At 50.2% G+C, this 17,943-nt stretch carries 12 protein-coding genes; 1 reads left to right on the top strand and 11 read right to left on the bottom strand.

Annotated elements, in window-relative coordinates:
* Positions 1 to 93: 93 nt before the first annotated feature.
* The 11 genes from JTN23_RS15625 to JTN23_RS15575 all read right to left on the bottom strand — a co-directional run bounded on the left by JTN23_RS15625 (position 94) and on the right by JTN23_RS15575 (position 14,090).
* Positions 94 to 1,104: an aspartate-semialdehyde dehydrogenase gene (locus JTN23_RS15625; RefSeq protein WP_247235795.1), complete on the bottom strand. Its 1,011-nt coding sequence runs from the start codon at positions 1,102 to 1,104 to the stop codon at positions 94 to 96.
* 153 nt (positions 1,105 to 1,257) lie between these two features.
* Entirely contained in the window at positions 1,258 to 1,836 is a 579-nt protein-coding gene (locus JTN23_RS15620; protein WP_247235794.1) for a 5-formyltetrahydrofolate cyclo-ligase, read from the bottom strand.
* A complete protein-coding gene (bshC, locus tag JTN23_RS15615; RefSeq protein WP_247235793.1) occupies positions 1,829 to 3,388 on the bottom strand; it encodes a bacillithiol biosynthesis cysteine-adding enzyme BshC in 1,560 nt (519 codons plus the stop codon). The genes JTN23_RS15620 and bshC overlap by 8 nt, the downstream gene beginning before the upstream one ends.
* A 300-nt stretch (positions 3,389 to 3,688) precedes the next feature.
* Positions 3,689 to 5,506, bottom strand: a complete 1,818-nt coding sequence (locus JTN23_RS15610) for an acyl-CoA dehydrogenase FadE (RefSeq protein ID WP_247235792.1) — start codon at positions 5,504 to 5,506, stop codon at positions 3,689 to 3,691.
* 170 nt (positions 5,507 to 5,676) lie between these two features.
* Complete coding sequence (locus tag JTN23_RS15605) at positions 5,677 to 8,571, bottom strand: putative Ig domain-containing protein (protein WP_247235791.1); 2,895 nt, start codon at positions 8,569 to 8,571, stop codon at positions 5,677 to 5,679.
* 38 nt (positions 8,572 to 8,609) lie between these two features.
* Positions 8,610 to 9,749 carry a glycosyltransferase gene (locus JTN23_RS15600; RefSeq protein WP_247235790.1) on the bottom strand — a complete coding sequence of 380 codons (1,140 nt, stop codon included), beginning with the start codon at positions 9,747 to 9,749 and terminating at the stop codon, positions 8,610 to 8,612.
* Complete coding sequence (locus JTN23_RS15595) at positions 9,746 to 10,816, bottom strand: glycosyltransferase family 2 protein (RefSeq protein ID WP_247235789.1); 1,071 nt, start codon at positions 10,814 to 10,816, stop codon at positions 9,746 to 9,748. Before JTN23_RS15595 ends, JTN23_RS15600 begins: the two co-directional genes overlap by 4 nt.
* A gap of 39 nt (positions 10,817 to 10,855) precedes the next feature.
* Positions 10,856 to 12,034, bottom strand: coding sequence for an acetyl-CoA C-acyltransferase (locus tag JTN23_RS15590; protein WP_247235788.1), 1,179 nt, complete (start codon positions 12,032 to 12,034; stop codon positions 10,856 to 10,858).
* Positions 12,035 to 12,187: 153 nt separating this feature from the next.
* A complete protein-coding gene (locus JTN23_RS15585; protein ID WP_247235787.1) occupies positions 12,188 to 12,418 on the bottom strand; it encodes a PspC domain-containing protein in 231 nt (76 codons plus the stop codon).
* Positions 12,419 to 12,550: 132 nt separating this feature from the next.
* Positions 12,551 to 12,826 (bottom strand): hypothetical protein, encoded by a 276-nt coding sequence (locus JTN23_RS15580; protein ID WP_247235786.1) that lies wholly within the window; start codon positions 12,824 to 12,826, stop codon positions 12,551 to 12,553.
* The gene (locus tag JTN23_RS15575; RefSeq protein ID WP_247235785.1) at positions 12,816 to 14,090 is read right to left on the bottom strand and encodes a dicarboxylate/amino acid:cation symporter; all 1,275 of its coding nucleotides are present in this window, start codon (positions 14,088 to 14,090) and stop codon (positions 12,816 to 12,818) included. The genes JTN23_RS15580 and JTN23_RS15575 overlap by 11 nt, the downstream gene beginning before the upstream one ends.
* Before the next feature lie 475 nt (positions 14,091 to 14,565).
* On the opposite strand from JTN23_RS15575, the gene secA reads away from it, so the two are divergent.
* Entirely contained in the window at positions 14,566 to 17,913 is a 3,348-nt protein-coding gene (secA, locus tag JTN23_RS15570) for a preprotein translocase subunit SecA (protein ID WP_247235784.1), read from the top strand.
* The last annotated feature ends 30 nt before the right edge of the window (positions 17,914 to 17,943 follow it).

Here is a 17,943-nt window from a genome sequence, read left to right as displayed (position 1 = left end):
TTTGAAATCACAGTTCCTGAATAAAAGAAAGAAGCCACCGATCGTGCGGTGGCTTCTTTCATAATTACTGGGTGTCAGATTGATGCGACAAAGTTACACTTCTTCGGTAACTTCTACTAATTCGTTCTTTACTAAGTACTCGGCGATCTGTACGGCATTGGTGGCGGCTCCTTTGCGGAGGTTATCCGCCACGATCCATAGGTTGAGTGTCTTGGGCTGCGACTCATCACGGCGGATACGTCCCACGAAAGTTTCGTCTTTGCCGTGCGCGGTCAATGGCATCGGGTACACGAAGTTCTTAGGATCATCCTGTACTACTACGCCTTCAGCCTGGCTTAGGATGCTACGTACTTCATCCAGATCAAACTCTTCTTCAAACTCAATATTAACCGCCTCGGAATGTCCGCCGATGGTTGGGATACGAACGGTCGTAGCAGTCACGGCGATGCTGTCATCTCCCATGATCTTCTTGGTCTCGTTCGTCATCTTCATTTCTTCCTTGGTGTAGCCGTTGTCCAGGAACACGTCGATGTGCGGCAGTACGTTCAGGTCGATAGGGTGCGGATATACCTTCTGCACATCCTCCTTGCCTGTACGCTCAGCAAACAGCTGGTCCACGGCCGCTTTACCGGTACCCGTTACCGACTGGTAGGTCGAAACTACTACCCGCTTGATCTTATATTTCTGATGCAGAGGATTCATCACCACCACCATCTGGATCGTAGAACAGTTGGGGTTGGCGATGATCTTATCTTCTTTGGTCAGCGTATTGGCGTTGATCTCGGGTACTACCAGTTTCTTGGTAGGATCCATGCGCCAGGCCGATGAGTTGTCCACTACGGTAATACCCGCTTCGGCAAATCGGGGAGCCAGTGACAAAGAGGTACTTCCACCGGCTGAGAATATCGCGATCGCAGGTTTGGCTGCAATGGCGTCCTCAAACCCTACTACCTTTATCTGTTTACCCTTAAACGTGACTTCCTTACCAACTGATCTTTCGGATGCAACGGCCAATAGCTCCGTCACGGGGAAGTTACGCTCTTCGAGCACTTTGAGGATTTCGCCGCCCACCAGACCGGTAGCGCCTACTACTGCGATTTTCATTTTTACTAAAGATTTGGGTAAAACATGAATAGATTTATTAAAAATTGCCGCAAAATTACGAAGAATATCAAAACAAAAACGATGACCCTCAGGGAATTTGTTTGATGTGCAGACTCTGTAATTCTAAAGGAGAAAATTTATCCGCATGTACCTCTACCAGTGCCATGTTTTGTGGGGTGTCAGGCAGTAGTCAAGCTGTATATCGTACTCATCTCTATCTTCGATCTGCGGTACGGGATCAAAGAGAGACACCCCTACTTTCAGAGCGTCGGGGCGGCATACAGGTAAGAACCGGTCGTAGTAGCCTCCCCCATACCCTACCCGGTAGCCCAATTGGTCAAAAACCAGCAGAGGTACAATCACAACATCCAATAGCTCAGGATCTACCGGCTGTGCCAGGTGCGGATCGGGCTCTGGTATTCCCCAGCGGTTGGTCAGGAGTGGAGTATCAGGTGTAAATAGATAATGCTCCATCAGGCGGGTACCCGGCACTACCCGGGGCACTACCAGCTGTATTTCCGGAAACTGAGCCTTTACAGCTTCGCCAATAAGTACGGTATCTATTTCATTCCTTACAATATAAGGCAGGAAAATATGCAGGTAGTAGGGTGATTTGTGGGCCAGCAGCCGGATGAGCCGGTCTGCTATCTGCTTGCTATCATCCTGTACTTCCTCCGGGGTAAGCGTCTTTCTTTTTTCCAGATACTGGACACGTAGAGAAGCTTTATTCATCCGCTCCTTCTACCAATATATTGAACTTGAAGTCCAGCGGATCCAGCATGTCAAACAGCTCCTTCAGGAAGTTTCGGTTGTTCAGGAAGAAGTTCAGGAAGTTGTCAGTGCGCTCCTGCGGAGTACCATTCGGGAAGAAGGTATCCAGCAGGTTCTGTAGCTGGTTCAGCTCTGTTTCGTGCTTCCGCTCTTCGGCTTTCCGGATCCGTTTTTCAAGATGCTCGAGTGACTTGAAGAGGCGAGCGCGCTCAGCCAGTACGGCGCCTTCCATGGTCTTATCCACCGCTACGGCTTTGGCTACTATGCGTTCAAGTACCTCATCGAAGGCGGCCTTTTCCGCATTCAGCGAAAGCGTATGCTCCGAGTGCCGCTCCACATAAGACTTACGTAGTGCTACCCGATCCACAAACAGTTCTTCGTAGGTTAGTCCCAGTTTCTTCATGCGCTTGCAGCTGGGGGTAGTTACGTACAGAGCAAAATTGCGGGGAACCAGCATCGGAAAAGGCGTCTGGTAGTGGTCGAAGACTCCCTTGAGCTGCATCCAGTAAGGGATTTCAGAGGGGCCACCGACGTAGGCCAGGTTGGGTAGTATCACCTCCTGGTACAGGGGACGCAGCACCACGTTAGGGCTGAACCGCTCCGGATGGCTCCCGGCCTCCTGTAGTATTTCGTCGCGGGTAAAGGCAAGATTTGTCTTCAGGACGCGGTAGGTACCTTCTTCGCAGACGATACGCTCCCGCAGGTCATCTTCCAGGTAGAACAGGTTAATCTCACGGGCCGTTACCGGTGTATGGTACCCCAGGGCTTCCAGTTGGGACGAGGTATCAGCTACCCGTGCACCCGAAACCTGATTGACCAGTTCATCCGTAATGACCGGGAGGAAATGTTGCTTCAGACCGGCATCATCCGCATCCAGACAGACCAGCCCTTCCTTCCCGAACAGCGCGTGCATGTAACATCGAACGGCATCAGCCAGGGTACTATGCTGAAGATAGGCTTTCTCGAAAAATGGTACCCGCTCGGGGAGTTGATTGAGTACCGTCTCCAGCTCCTTAGGATTTAGCCGACCTACCGCTCCCGGATGCTCACCGGCCCAGGTGTACTTCTTGCCGAACAGGCGGAACGAAGCTATCTCTTCAAAGTCATGGTCTTCGGTAGCCATCCAGTATACGGGTACAAAGGTACAGTCAGGGTAGGCTTCCTGCAGCTGGCGCGCCAGCTTGATGGTAGTAACCAGCTTATAAATGACAAACAGAGGACCGGTGAAGATACTCAGCTGATGCCCGGTAGTGACGGTGAATGTATTTTCATTCAACAACACCGAAAAATCAGGGGCATTATCAATACCACTATACTGACGCGTCAGGGCCTCTACCAGCGTCTGGCGAACGGCCGGGCTAAACTGCTTCTTACGCTCAATAACCTCCTTTGCATTGGAAACCGTAGGAAAAACTGAATAGAAGTCCTTGAGCTCAGGTTTTTGATCCAGATAATCTAATAAAAATGCAGGGAATTGATCCGTAATGCGCAGATCGACGGAATGAAGCGTCATGGAACGTTGGTTATATGCGGGCTGCTGACGAGATAGAGTAGTTTCTGTTTCCATCAAAGTTGACTATTGTACTAAAACCAAGCGGCTTTTGGTAAAGTTTCTGTACCGGCAGATTTCATACCTACACAAATCAAAGAAGCCACTTGATCAAACTTACTATTCGCAACTATCTACTCCAAAAGCTTTAGGAGCAATGGCTAAAAAAAGTAAATGACTAGTAGATTCATACACGCACAGAAGCCGGTTCTACATCAGAACCGGCTTCTGTATTAGGTAGTTTATGGTTGTTAGTATGATCTGCTAGAATATAAATTTATTCTCACTAATCAGCGCATCTGCAATACGGCGGCGAGCTACTTTCAGATTAAAGGGCTCTATTTTGGTGAATCGCTTCAGACCCATCAGCATGACACGCAGCTCATCTCCCTCAGCAAAGCCCATAATAGCGGTGCGACCGGCATTATTGACTCTTTCCACGGCCTCGTGCAGGTACACCATTGCTATGTCTCTCTGTAGCGAAGTAGCTGCTTCTCCCTTGATACCTATCAGTTTTTCCACCCGGAGCAGTAGTGACTCGGCCACGTAAGTCTCAATGACCATATCAGCCAGATCCATAATGATCTCCTGTTCTTCCGAAAGCTTCATCATGAATTTCTGAACGGCCGCACCCGCAACCATCAATACCGCTTTCTTAAGATTTCTGAGCACCTTCTTTTCGGCCGCGAACAAAACATCGTCCTCTTCAGCCCCAAAATCAGGAATGGACATAATCTCTTTCGAAACGGCCATAGCGGGTCCCATCAGATCCAGCTGGCCTTTCATAGCCCGCTTCAGGATCATATCTACCGTCAGCAGGCGGTTGATTTCGTTGGTACCTTCAAAGATCCGGTTAATCCGGCTATCGCGGTAGGCGCGGTCCATCGGAGCATCCGCTGAGTAGCCCATACCTCCGTACACCTGTACGCCTTCGTCCACTACGTAATCAAGTACCTCAGAGCCGTGTACCTTCATCATGGCGCATTCGATGGCAAATTCCTCCAGTGCTTTCAGCTTGGCTTCTGAGTCACCCATTCCCTGCTCTTTCAGGTCTATGATCAGGTCATCTATATTCTGACCCGCCCGGTAGGCAGCCGACTCAGTAGCGTATATTTTTACGGCCATTTCGGCCAGCTTATGTTTGATGGCACCGAAGTTAGCGATAGCAGTACCAAACTGCCTGCGCTCGTTGGCGTAGTTAATCGCATGCTCAGCTACCTTCTTAGCGCCCCCCAGCGTAGCCGCTGCCAGCTTGATTCGACCAATGTTCAGGATATTTACCGCAATCTTGAAACCATTGCCTCGTTCGGATAGCATGTTCTCGACCGGTACCCGGCAATCGTTGAAGAAAATCTGACGGGTATCGGAGCCCTTGATACCCATTTTGTGCTCGGGCTCGTTCATGGTAATGCCACCAAAGCCCTTCTCTACGATAAAAGCGGTCAGGTTCTTATCTACTTGTCCGGCGCCGTCGTCTATCTTGGCAAATACAATGTATATATCGGCAAAGCCACCGTTGGTGATCCACATCTTCTGACCGTTGATGACGTAGTACGTACCGTCCTCGCTCAGCCGGGCCCGCGACTTAGCCGCATTGGCATCCGATCCCGAATCAGGCTCAGTCAGGCAGTAGGCTGCTTTCCATTCGCCGGTAGCGAGCTTGGGCAGGTACTTGGCTTTTTGCTCTTCGTTACCGTAGTAGAGTATGGGTAATGTACCAATGCCGGTATGCGCCGACATAGCCACCGAGAAAGAGTTACCGGCTCCGGTTGCTTCGGCTACCAGCATAGAGGTATTAAAATTCATTCCAAAACCACCGTACTCTTCTGGTACGGCTGTTCCCAGTAAGCCCAGCTCACCGGCCTTATCCAGAAGCGAGGCCATGAGTTCTGGGGTTCTGGCCTTATCTATTTCCTCGATACGAGGAGTTACTTCTGTACGCAGAAAGTCCCGGCAGGTTTCAGCGATCATCTGCTGCTCTTCCGTAAAGTCTTCCGGGATGAATACTTGTGACGCCTCGGTTTCTTTGATCAGGAATTCTCCTCCCTTGATAGACGCCTTATTGCCAACTGTTACTGCCATGGTATCTGATATATGGTTTAGGTAAACATTTATCTACTTATCTACTAACCAGTATGCATGCATACCGAACTACTATATGCAAATATAATTTTCTAAAAAATATTATGCAAGCATACTATCGAGAAAGTAAAGATGTTTTTGCTCAGTAAGTTACCTCTGAGCCTAACGCATCAGCGCTTGAATACCTTGAAAAGCTTAACCAGTTCGCCGTTCTCTTCCAGCCGGATGAAGTAAATGCCGGACGCCAGGGTGAAATCACTTAGATCGATCTGCGCGATACTATCGTGGACGGCTATTTTTTGCGCAGAAATAGGCAGGCGTTGCCCGCTGACCGTAATCAGTGTGAAATCATAGTTCGTAGCCGGAGATGCGTCGGGTAGTTTGATATTAAATACCCTGTCGAACGGATTGGGGTAAGCCTGCCATTCGGACAGATCACGGCCAATATTGAGGGAATCACCCGCCGAAATGCTGAACTGTATGGTGTTGGTGATGATAAGGGAGTCCTGGTTGTAGGCTGTGGCCGACAAGGTGTAGTGCCCTACATAGGGGGCAAATCCGGCGCCTTCCCTGAACAGTGAGTGCGGGAACTTCCTGGCCTGCGACTCGTACCGATACGGCCCGTTTAGCTGAAGGTTGACCCGATCAAACTCGAAGTTACCGTAGGTATAGATATTCAGCAGCGAGGGCAGTGAATCTACCGGAATCACATCGCCATTCGCCAGAGTACGTAGTTTTTTACGATCGATGGTTCTACCCGACTGCAGCAGATCAAAGGTCAGGTAGGGTACTTCTACTTTGAGTATAAATATAGTCTCGGCATAGGCTCCGGCGTTGTCGTAGGCGCGTACAACCAGCCGGTATTCGCCTTCCTCGGGAGGTGTTCCCGAGAAGACATTGAAACTAAAAGTCAGCCAGGTAGGCAGGTTCTGTACCGTAATGAGCGAGATATAGCCGTCACTATCGACAAAGGTATCATGTGGGAGGGCAAAGGTAAATGGCTCGTTGACCTTGGCAAACTTAACCGGAATCGTACGGTAGGTATAGGGAGGATTATTGAAGAACTGCGGCTCCACTACCTGAATGACAAAGAAGGTTTCAACAAAGGCCTGCATATCATCATAAGCCTTTACGAAAATACGGTACTCGCCTGTAGTTCTGGGAGTGCCTCTCAGCTGACCGTTGGTAAAGGTAAGCCAACCAGGCAGATCGCTCGCTTCCACGCGTGTAATAGTGCCATCCGGATCCACAAAGGCTTCTTTGGGCAGCGCAAAAGTAAATGGCTCATCTACCTTAATCACCAGCCTTGGAAAATTCTCTCTGACGGTAGGGGGCTGATTGGCATTCTCACGGGTATCTACCCGAATGGTAAAGAATGCCTCAACTATACCCCCTTCGTCATCAATGGCTCTGACCATAATACGGGTATCTCCCATCACATCTGATCTCCCCCGGATCTCCCCATTTTCATACCGTAACCAGGAAGGCAGATTAGGTACTTCGATTCTGACGATGGTCCCGTCCGCATCCGCAAACGTATTGTTGGGGATTCGGTAAGTAAAATCGCGACCTACGGCTACGATCCGCATCGGGAGCGGATTGAGCAGGTAGGGAGGCCGGTTAGCGGCTTCTCGCCAGTAGTCCTCCGACAACAGGTCATTGATCATGGTGAGTTGTACGGGCCGAGCTTCCGGTGTTCCCCGACGACTCACCCTTCGCCAGTCATTATAGGTTGTGTTCAGGATGTTCCATTCCACCGATCTTGACATCCGGTAAGTCAGCGTATCCTGAGGTATTATGGGGCGTATTGGTTCATTGAGCCAGGTACTGGACACGGTGCGTATGGTAGATTCCACCCGGCGCATGTCGTTCACAGATGATAGCACGAAGGCAATCATATTGGCTCCGTACTTAAAGTTCTCGTTGAACTGTTTGATATAATCGTCGGGAATGAGCCAGTTAGAGTAAAAAACCTCATTGGCATAAAAATGATTGGGCGAGAGCTGGCCCCGCAATACATCCATGGAGTAATGATGATCATAGTGGTGGTCATCATTTATCTTAATACCGTCTGTACGCTCGTTGAGGTCACCAAAGGCTACAGTTCCCCGGACATTGCTCACCGCATCAAATACTGAGCCATAATCCGAAATAAACTTAATACCCTTATCAACTCCTTTTACAGCATCCACCATCCGGTTGGTATATGCCTTAAGTACTTCATGCCTGAATATATACCAGTCCCGACCGTACCGGCTGCCAAAGGATTCATTAGGACTCCAGGGAGCCGCAGGGGCCGGTGCTTCACTGAAAGAAGTATAGCGAGTCCCCCACAGCAGATTTAAACGCTGGATTTTTCTATACCGGTTGGCCAGCCACTGCTGGAACGACCTGACGGTAGCCGGTGAATAATCAAATATCGAGAGATAGGCTTTACTGAAGTCGCCGCTTGGTGGCAGGTTATTGAAAGGGTAGCCGGCTTCCTGCTGGGGGGTATTGGTAACGCTGACAAAAAGGAGCTTCCCTTCCTGATGCAGCCACTTGTACCGCTCTACGACTTCTTTGACAAAGCCAGTGGCTTTCTGCACGGATGGCTCATGATCATACCGAAATGAAGTACCTCCGTAGACTTCTATCAGCGGCTGCTTATTGAAGTCGGTAAGGCAGTCGTCCCGGGTCCAGAATCCGTTGATCCGGTCGATGTTTCTGCCTACATGCACCCGTATTCCTACTTTCATACCCAGGCGCGAGGCTAGTTGGATCTGCTCATCGTATTTGGCCCAGCGAGGTGTTTCGGTAGGTGAGTTATAGTATACCTGGTCCCAGGGTATGGTCAGGTACACCGCATTCATACCGAAGCTGTTGCCCGTCTGCAGGAGATTGATGTCATTTTCACGTTCAGGTCCCAGGTTGAGCAGCATCAGGGCCAGGTACCTTTGGGGATCATTGGTCAGAGGCTGGGCAGTACCGGTACCCGAGGCTACGCCATAGGTATATACGCCGCTCAGCAGGTACATAACTACTACCAGCCGATTTATTATAGTAAAGATTTTTCCTGCTTTCATAGTACAAATACCAACAACGGCTCTACCTTATGCATCACTTACACCACGGCCATCTCGCTTACCGACTCGTTAATCAGGCTACTCCAGTCTTCCAAACCATTGGTCAGCGTAAACCGGCGGGCCCGTACCTGGCTCACCTCCGGATTGGTAGCCACCTCTCCTTCCATCACCTGCCTCATGGCTTTTACCAGATTATTTATACTAAAGTCATCGGTAACCAGTCCCATACCCTCCTGTACAAACTCAACCACACCTCCAGACGGTAACGCAGCAATAGGCTTACCCAAGAGGGCCGCCTCTATCATCACCAGCGGGAAGGGGTCCTGCCGGGAAGTAAGTAAGAATCCGTCTGCTATATTAAGGTAATTATAGTAGTCCTCCTTTTGTTTACCCACCAGGTGAATTTTGGTACGAGAGCCAGAGCTATGGCATCGTTGCTCGGTGTAATATACTAGGCCGTCGTTGATGCGGCTTCCTACCCACACCAGATGCACCTTCGGATCATTGAGCTGTTCAGCAATATCCGGGAACAGGTCAAAGCCCTTGCGCTCCGAGGTAGTTCCTGACATCACCCACACAAAATCATCATCGGCTATGCCCAGCTGCCGGCGGAGCGTACGGGTCCGGTCTTCACTGGCTTCTACACCATGTTCATTTATAAAAGAATACAGCAGCCTTACGTTTTTTCCACCCGAATCTTTGATAGCCTTACAGGTCACTTCCGAACAACCGATCAATAGCTGAGAGTAATCGACGATATTCCGGTAGTCCGACTCCTCGAGGTAGGAGTACGTGAGGGGAAGCTCGTGGAAGTGGGTGATGACCGGAATAGAAAACTCGCGCGCGACTTTCACCACTTCAGGTAGCATGATGGTATTAACGTACCATATATCAGCCCTGAAGCTTTTGGCCAGCTTGCGCAGCCGGTACAGGATCGGATTCACCCCCAGGTGGAAGGCTATCCGCTCGGATGTATTGAAATTGCGGGGAACGATAAAAACGGGAATATCGGAAGGAATATCGTTCAGCAGCTCTCCACGAGCAAAGCACACCAGCCCGGCTTCATACCTGGTACGATCAAAATGACGTAAGATGTACAGAAGCATCATCTCTGATCCGGTACGACTTGCATAAGGAGTAAAGAAGAGAATACGGCGCTTGGTAGTGGATGTACTCATGAAGATGTTAGTAGGTCGATATTTTCACTGGGTGAAATCTTGTAAAATCCTTTTTTCAGAAAGAGTGTCTTTCTAAAGTATTTAAGCAATACAAATGTTTTTCGTACGTATATACCCTGTGTTCGTAGCTCTGCGAATGGGTTCCCGAACTTTCTGATGTTGATCACGAACTTCCAGACATAGATAACGGGTATCATGGACAGGTAATGCAGGATAAGTATCAGGTAGTGACCGATGCCGTATTGCTTGCGCACCCAGGCAAAGTTGGATACCTGCATCTGGGTACTAAAGCGGTTGATCCAGGAGATATTGGTGCGTCGGAAAGGATTTTTATTTTCCAGATGGATAAACTTACAGTCATCGAAGTAGCAGAGCTTTCCCTGCTTACCCAGCCGCCCCGACCACTCCACGTCCTCGGCATACATAAAGAAGTCTTCGTCAAAGCCTCCCGCTTTCTCTACTACCTCTTTACGCACCAGAATAAACGCCCCTACCAGCCAATCGTACTGTTCCGGGTCATCATAGACAGGCTCCGGAAACAGCCGGTCGAGCATACCCTGGAAAAACCGGTTGGGCGGCAGGATAAAGAAGGTCCGGCGAAACTCGTTAAAGCTCCGGTAGAAAGGCATCGGGGTAAAGTCAGGATAGTACTGAAGGGCTCCGCAGGCAGCCACATCCATCCGCTGATCCATTCGCTCCACACAGCGGTCAATGACGTTATCGATCAGCAGGGTGTCGGCGTTCAGCAGCAGGAAGTAACGCCCCTGGGCTATTTTCATCCCCTCGTTATTGGCACGACCAAAGCCTGCATTATAAGGCATATCTATCCATTTCACCTCCGGATACGCCGTCCGCACCAGCTCTCCCCCTCCGTTCGGCGGATCATTATCTACTATAATTACCTCGAAGCTAACATTCCTCGTATGCTGGTAGATGGATTGCAGACAATTAAGTATGAGTTGAGATGTATGATAGTTTATAATTACAATGGAGACATCCATATACGATTCGATAGCGCGGTTGAGGGGGGTAAAAATAGCAAAACTCCGAGGAAGTCTTTCAACCATCCCCGGAGTTTTAGCAAGTGGACCTATATAATATATCTCTTAACTCAGTAGTTCGTACACACCGGCTACTCCCTGACCGCCACCAACACAGGCTGTTACCATCCCGTACTTCTGATTACGGCGACGCATCTCATTAAATAGCTGCACCGACAGACGTGCCCCGGTAGAGCCCAGCGCATGACCAATGGCAATGGCTCCACCGTTGGGGTTAACGATCTCCGGATCTACATCCAAGCCGCGTATAACCGCCAGTGTCTGAGCCGCAAAGGCTTCATTTAGCTCGATCTGCTCAATGTCAGCCATCTTAAGACCCGCCTGCTTCAGAGCTTTGGGTACTGCTTCCAGCGGTCCGATACCCATCACACGCGGATCAACTCCTGCCGTAGCGTACGACATCATGCGGGCAATGGGCTTGAGCCCCAGCTCATTCACCATCCGCTCCGACATAACCAGCACAAAGGCTGCTCCGTCAGAAGTTTGGGATGAGTTACCGGCCGTAACGCTACCACCGGCCGCAAATACGGGCTTCAGACGAGCCAAAGCATCCACGGTAGTATCCGCCCGCGGGCCTTCATCCTGCTTTACTACAAATTCTTTAGTCTTTTTCTTGCCGGAAGTCGCGTCAAAAAATGTTTCCTTTACCGTGATGGGTACGATCTCATTGTCAAATTTTCCGTCACGCTGAGCCGCCAGTACTTTCTGGTGCGACTGGTACGAGAAAGCATCCTGGTCTTCGCGGCTGATGTTAAAGTCTTTGGCTACCTGCTCAGCGGTAAGTCCCATGCTGAGGTAGTACTCAGGGTTGCTGTGAGAGATTTCATAATTGAGTGCCGTACGCCAGCCCATCACCGGTACCAGCGACATCGACTCGGCCCCTCCGGCTATGATACAGTCGGATATGCCGGCGTGTATCTTAGAAGCAGCAATGGCGATAGACTCTACTCCCGACCCGCAGTAGCGGTTGATGGTCATACCTGATACGCTCTGTGGCAGCGAAAGCAGCGATATAAAGCGGCCCATCTGCATACCCTGCTCCGCCTCGGGTACGGCATTCCCAACGATCACGTCATCGACACGGGCGGGATCGAGCTGCGGCACCGTACTCATCATGTACTTGATCACTTCGGCTCCCAGATCATCCGGGCGGGTGAAGCGAAATCCACCCTTTGTGGCTTTTCCTACCGCAGTACGGTATCCAGCTACTATGTATGCATTCATAAAATTGTAACGGTTAAGTCTGTATCAGGAATAAAATGGTATGCAGGCATACCATTTGTAAAAGTAGCAATTAATTTATAAACAAAAAACCACCGGGAGGTTGTTCCCCGGCGGCTTTATTGAATAGTATTAAGATATTTTATGCCTTTTCTTTCATAGTCCCCCACCGGCCGTAGTGGCTGTATGGATGATCGGTTTAGCGGGCATGGCGATCCAGAAGGCAATGTAAGCGATCACAACGGGAAAAGGCAGTGGTATAAAAAAGGCCACTATGAAGAGTACACGTATTATGGCTACATCTACTCCGAAGTACTCGGCTAAACCTGATGCTACACCACCTATTACCTTCTGATTCATGTTACGGAATAATCTGTTATTGTTCATGGCTTTGTCTGTTTTGCTGTTATTGTTGATTCAAAGGTACTATGTTATGCAAAGTACACAAAAGCATTAAGGACAAGCGGTACTAAACCTGGAAGAAAGGAAGTTTTCGGGGAAGAGCTAGTAAGAGCTCATTTAGCTTCCGAATACATAAAAGCAGATAGCTACGTGCGTGATGAGCGTCAGCACGATCGATACCGGACGAATGTGCAGCCGCCCTACTTCACCCAACCTGAGGTAACAGAAGGCAATCAGCAGAAAGTAAGGCACCGGCAGCAGGTACAACGCCCACAGCGGCAGGCTGATAACCCGGTAAGCCACCAGCAGCATAGGTACTATGTACAGAAATATGGCTACCCGCGACAGCAAAACGTAGCTACGCTCCCGCGGCTCTATATCATTAATATTCATAATTGGCCAGAGGCTCCTTTTCCTCCTTTTTAAATACCCGGTTCAGGCGTTTCATATCCAGTTCGTTTTCGTTGCGGGCTATCCATACCGTAGCCACTGTATTACCGATGGTATTGGTGATGGCCCGGGCTTCGGACATGAAGCGGTCCACGCCCAGCAGCAGTGCCAGCCCCTCCACGGGTATTACTTCAATGGCCGCCAGCGTGGAAGCCAGTACTATAAATCCACTGCCCGTCACACCCGCTGCTCCTTTGGAGGTGACCATCAGGATACCAATGATGGTTAATTCCTGGGCCAGCGTCAGATCCACATGAAAAACCTGCGCCAGAAATATAGTAGCCATGGACAGATAGATGGTAGTACCATCCAGGTTGAAGGAGTACCCGGCTGGTATGACCAGCCCCACCACCGAACGCGAACAGCCCAGATTTTCGAGCTTATCCATGATCAGAGGCAGCACCGACTCCGACGAAGAGGTACCCAGCACGATCAGCAGTTCTTCCTTGATGTACTTTAGCAGTTGCCAGAGGCTTATCTTGTAGTACCGCAGGATGAGGTTGAGTATCACGAACACAAAGAGGAACATGGTCAGGTACACCGTGACCATCAGCTTCCCCAGAGGCAGCAAGGCCGACACCCCGTAGGTACCAATGGTATAGGCCATTCCACCCAGGGCTCCGAGCGGTGCCAACTTCATGACCATGTTCAGGATGTTGAAAAACACTTTGCTCAGACGGTCAAAGGTCATAATGAGGCTGTGCCCCTTCTCACCCATGTGCGTGAGTCCCATCCCAAATAGGACCGAAAACACCAGTACCTGCAGGATCTCGCCTTCGGCAAAGGCCTGTACGGCGTTGCTGGGTACACTATGCATCAGAAAATCAACCCAGTTCATGGACTTGCCCTGCTCGGCGTAGCGGTTCACTACATCGGATGTACCTACCTGCGCTACCACTCCGTCACCCGGGCGCACCCAATTGGCTATGACCAGTCCGATCACCAGTGCCGCCGTCGTCACTACCTCGAAGTAGAGCAGTGCTTTACCTCCTACCCTGCCTACTTTTTTGAGGTCCCCCATATTACTTATACCCAGTACTATAGTCAGGAATATGATAGGAGCGATAACCATCTTGATCAGGTTGATAAAGAGGTCGCCCAGGGGCTTCAGCTTACTGGCGAATTCGGGAGCGAAGTGCCCCAGCAGTATACCAACGACTATGGCTACCAGTACCCGAAACGTGAGATTATTGAGAAGTTTGTTCATAAAGGATTAGTCAAGGGCTTACGGGAACAGGCTGCCTGCCGACAAGTACTACTGACGCTGATGTACTGACTGCTCGGCTGCCTACGTTACGACAAGTAACAAATATAGCACGACAAGCGTAACGATCTTTGTACTACCCCTGCTTTCCTGACATTTATGCTGGATAAATAGAAATTCTCTCTGCTTCGGAGGACGATAATGCTCCGCAAAAGGTGCCCTTTTTACCTTTCTTACTTAATGGCACCAGTATTATAAAAATCTTGTTATTAAACTAGTAGTAAAAAATTAACTTTGCGATAGTAAACCTGAACTCTGCCATTGTGGCACGTATAAAGTATAGGCTTGATATTTGCCAGATAAAAAACTACATCCATTTTTAAACATAAAGGTTATTTGTTAGCGTTGGTACTATCTATTTGTCAGGAAATTGTAGCCTAACGATTAACAATTGACGATTAACGCCTTAGTACAAATCATGATAAATTTATTCTCGAAGCTATTTGGGACGAAGTCTGAGCGGGATTTGAAGGAGCTAACCCCGTATGTGGGCAAGATCAACGCAGAGTTTACCAAGTTAGCTTCCCTATCCAACGACGAACTGCGGGCCAAATCAGCGGAGTTGAAAGCATACATCAAAGATAGACTCAAATCCATCGATGATCAGGTAGATCAGCTACGCCATCAGGCCGAGGTGGAGTCTGACGTAGATGCCAAAGAGGCTATCTTTAAGCAAATAGATACTCTTGAAGTAGATCGCAACAAAGAGCTGGAAAAAGTACTAATGGAGATCCTGCCCGTAGGATTTGCCATTGTGAAGGAAACAGCGCGACGCTTTAAGGAAAATGAAAGACTGGAAGTAACAGCTTCCTACTTTGACCGCGAAGTAGCTACCCGTAAGCCCAACGTAACCATAGAGGGCGACAAAGCCTACTGGAGTAGTACCTGGAACGTGATAGGTCACCCTATCAAGTGGAATATGGTACACTATGATGTACAGCTGATAGGTGGACTGGTACTGCACCAGGGTAAAATCGCGGAGATGGCTACCGGTGAAGGTAAAACCCTCGTGGCTACCCTACCCGCCTTCCTGAATGCACTGGCCGGACAGGGAGTACACATCGTAACCGTTAACGACTACCTGGCCAAGCGTGATGCCGAGTGGAATGCTCCTCTGTTTGAGTTCCACGGTATGAGCGTCGACTGTATCGACCGCCATCAGCCCAATACCATGGCGCGCCGTAATGCCTACAAAGCCGACCTTACCTACGGTACCAACAACGAATTTGGCTTTGACTACCTCCGCGATAACATGTCGCGTAACACCGAAGAGCTGGTGCAGCGCAAGCACCACTATGCCATGGTGGATGAGGTGGACTCCGTATTGATCGATGACGCCCGTACCCCTCTGATCATTAGCGGACCGGTACCTCGCGGTGATGAGCAGGAGTACATGGAGCTGAAGCCCCGGGTAGGCCGTATCGTGGAGGCGCAGAAGCGCCTGGTGATGGACCTGCTCAACGAGGCCAAGCGTAAGATATCAGCCGGTGATCGCAAAGAAGGCGGTCTGGCGTTGTTCCGGGTACACCGCGGTATGCCTAAGTACAAGCCGCTGATCAAGTTTCTGAGTGAGTCGGGTATGAAGGCTATCCTTCAGGAAACAGAGGCGATCTACTTGGCCGAAAACCAGAAGCTGATGCCCGAAGCTGATGCCCCGCTGTACTTTACTATAGATGAGCGTCACAACAGCATTGAGCTGACTGAGAAAGGTATTGACTTCCTCACCGGCGAGTCCGAAGAATCCAACTTCTTTATCCTGCCTGATATAGCCGTTGATCTCAACACTATTGAAAAGGATGCTACCATCACAGAGCAGGAGCGCGTGATAAGAAAAGAGGCGCTCATCCGTGATTACTCCGTAAAAACCGCCCGTATCCATACCGTAAACCAGCTTCTGAAAGCGTACACGCTTTTTGAGAAAGATGTGGAGTACGTGATCATGGACGGAAAGGTAAAGATCGTAGACGAGCAGACGGGCCGTATCATGGAAGGCCGCCGCTACTCCGACGGTCTGCACCAGGCGATCGAAGCCAAAGAAAATGTAAAGGTGGAAGATGCCACCCAGACCTACGCTACGGTAACGCTGCAGAACTACTTCCGGATGTACCACAAACTGGCTGGTATGACGGGTACTGCCGAGACCGAAGCGGGTGAATTCTGGCAGATATATAAACTGGACGTAGTGTCCATTCCGACCAACGTAGCTATCACCCGTAAAGATCAGGAGGATAAGGTATACCGTTCGGTTCGTGAGAAATACAATGCCGTAGCCGATGAGATCGTAGAGCTGGTAGAAGCCGGACGTCCGATCCTGGTAGGTACTACCTCCGTTGAAAACTCGGAGATCATCAGCCGGATGCTTACCCTTCGTAAGATCCCGCACCAGGTACTCAACGCCAAGCAGCACCAGCGCGAGGCCGAGGTAGTAGCCGAAGCTGGTAAGCCCGGTACGGTTACCATCGCTACCAACATGGCCGGTCGGGGTACGGATATTAAGCTGACACCTGATGCCAAGGCGGCGGGTGGTCTGGCTATCATCGGTACGGAGCGCCACGAAAGCCGCCGGGTTGACCGCCAGCTGCGTGGTCGTGCGGGACGTCAGGGTGACCCGGGTTCGTCACAGTTCTTTGTATCACTCGAAGATAACCTGATGCGTCTGTTCGGATCTGACCGTATGGCTAAAATCATGGACCGCATGGGTCTGGAAGAGGGTGAGGTAATCCAGCACAGCATGATTACCAAGTCTATTGAGCGTGCGCAGAAGAAAGTTGAGGAAAACAACTTCGGTATCCGGAAGCGCCTGCTCGAGTACGACGACGTGATGAACTACCAGCGTGACGCCATCTACCGTCGCCGTCGCAACGCCCTGTTTGGCGACCGTCTGGCGGTGGATATTGCCAACACCCTCTACGACGTGTGTGAGGAACTGGCAGCTAATACTACCGGCAGCTTCGAAGAGCTGGAACTGGCTAGCCTGACTACACTAGGAATGGAAGTACCTTTCAGCAAGGAAGAGTATAGCCGCCTCAAAGAAGCCGACAAAGCACAGCGCCTTTACGCTGCTGCCGAGAAGCAGTACCAGGAGAAAAATCAGGGAATAGCCAGCAAGGCCATGCCAGTACTGCAGGCAATCTACGCTGAGCGTGGTGCCCTCATCACCGAGATCATGGTTCCATTTACCGACGGTCTGCGTCAGGCGGGTGTAGTGGTGAACCTGCAGAAAGCCGTTGAGAGCGAGGGTAAGGATATAGTGCGTGAGATGGAAAAATCCATTGTACTGTCCATCATCGATCAGGAGTGGAAAGAACACCTCCGCGAAATGGATGATCTGAAGCAGTCGGTACAGAATGCCGTATTTGAGCAGAAGGATCCGTTGCTGATCTATAAGTTTGAATCAGTTGAGCTGTTCAAGCGCTTCCTGAGCAAGGTCAACTTCGACCTGATCTCGTTCCTGATGAAGGCCGACATCCCGCAGGAGCAGGCAACCCCCCCGCAGGTACAGCAGCCCGTACAGCGCCCGGAGCCAACCCCGGAGTTGCATACTAACCGCGAAGAAGACTCGGACGAACACATGGGCGGAGGTCCTAATGAGTATGCCCGCAACATGGAGTCAACTACCCGTAAGGAGCCGGTACGATCGATCAAAATCGCTGACCGTAATCAGAAGGTAACGGTACAGTACCGCGATGGTCGGGTACTACGTGACGTGAAGTACAAGAAAGTAGAACACGACGTTGAAAGCGGCCACTGCGTAGTGATCGAATAACAACGTTAGCAATACACCGAAGCCCCGCTA

The organism is Telluribacter roseus (assembly GCF_017355915.2).
Taxonomy (GTDB): domain Bacteria; phylum Bacteroidota; class Bacteroidia; order Cytophagales; family Spirosomataceae; genus Telluribacter.
Note: the sequence above shows the minus strand (reverse complement) of the source record. Positions and strands in the feature narration are given on the sequence as shown.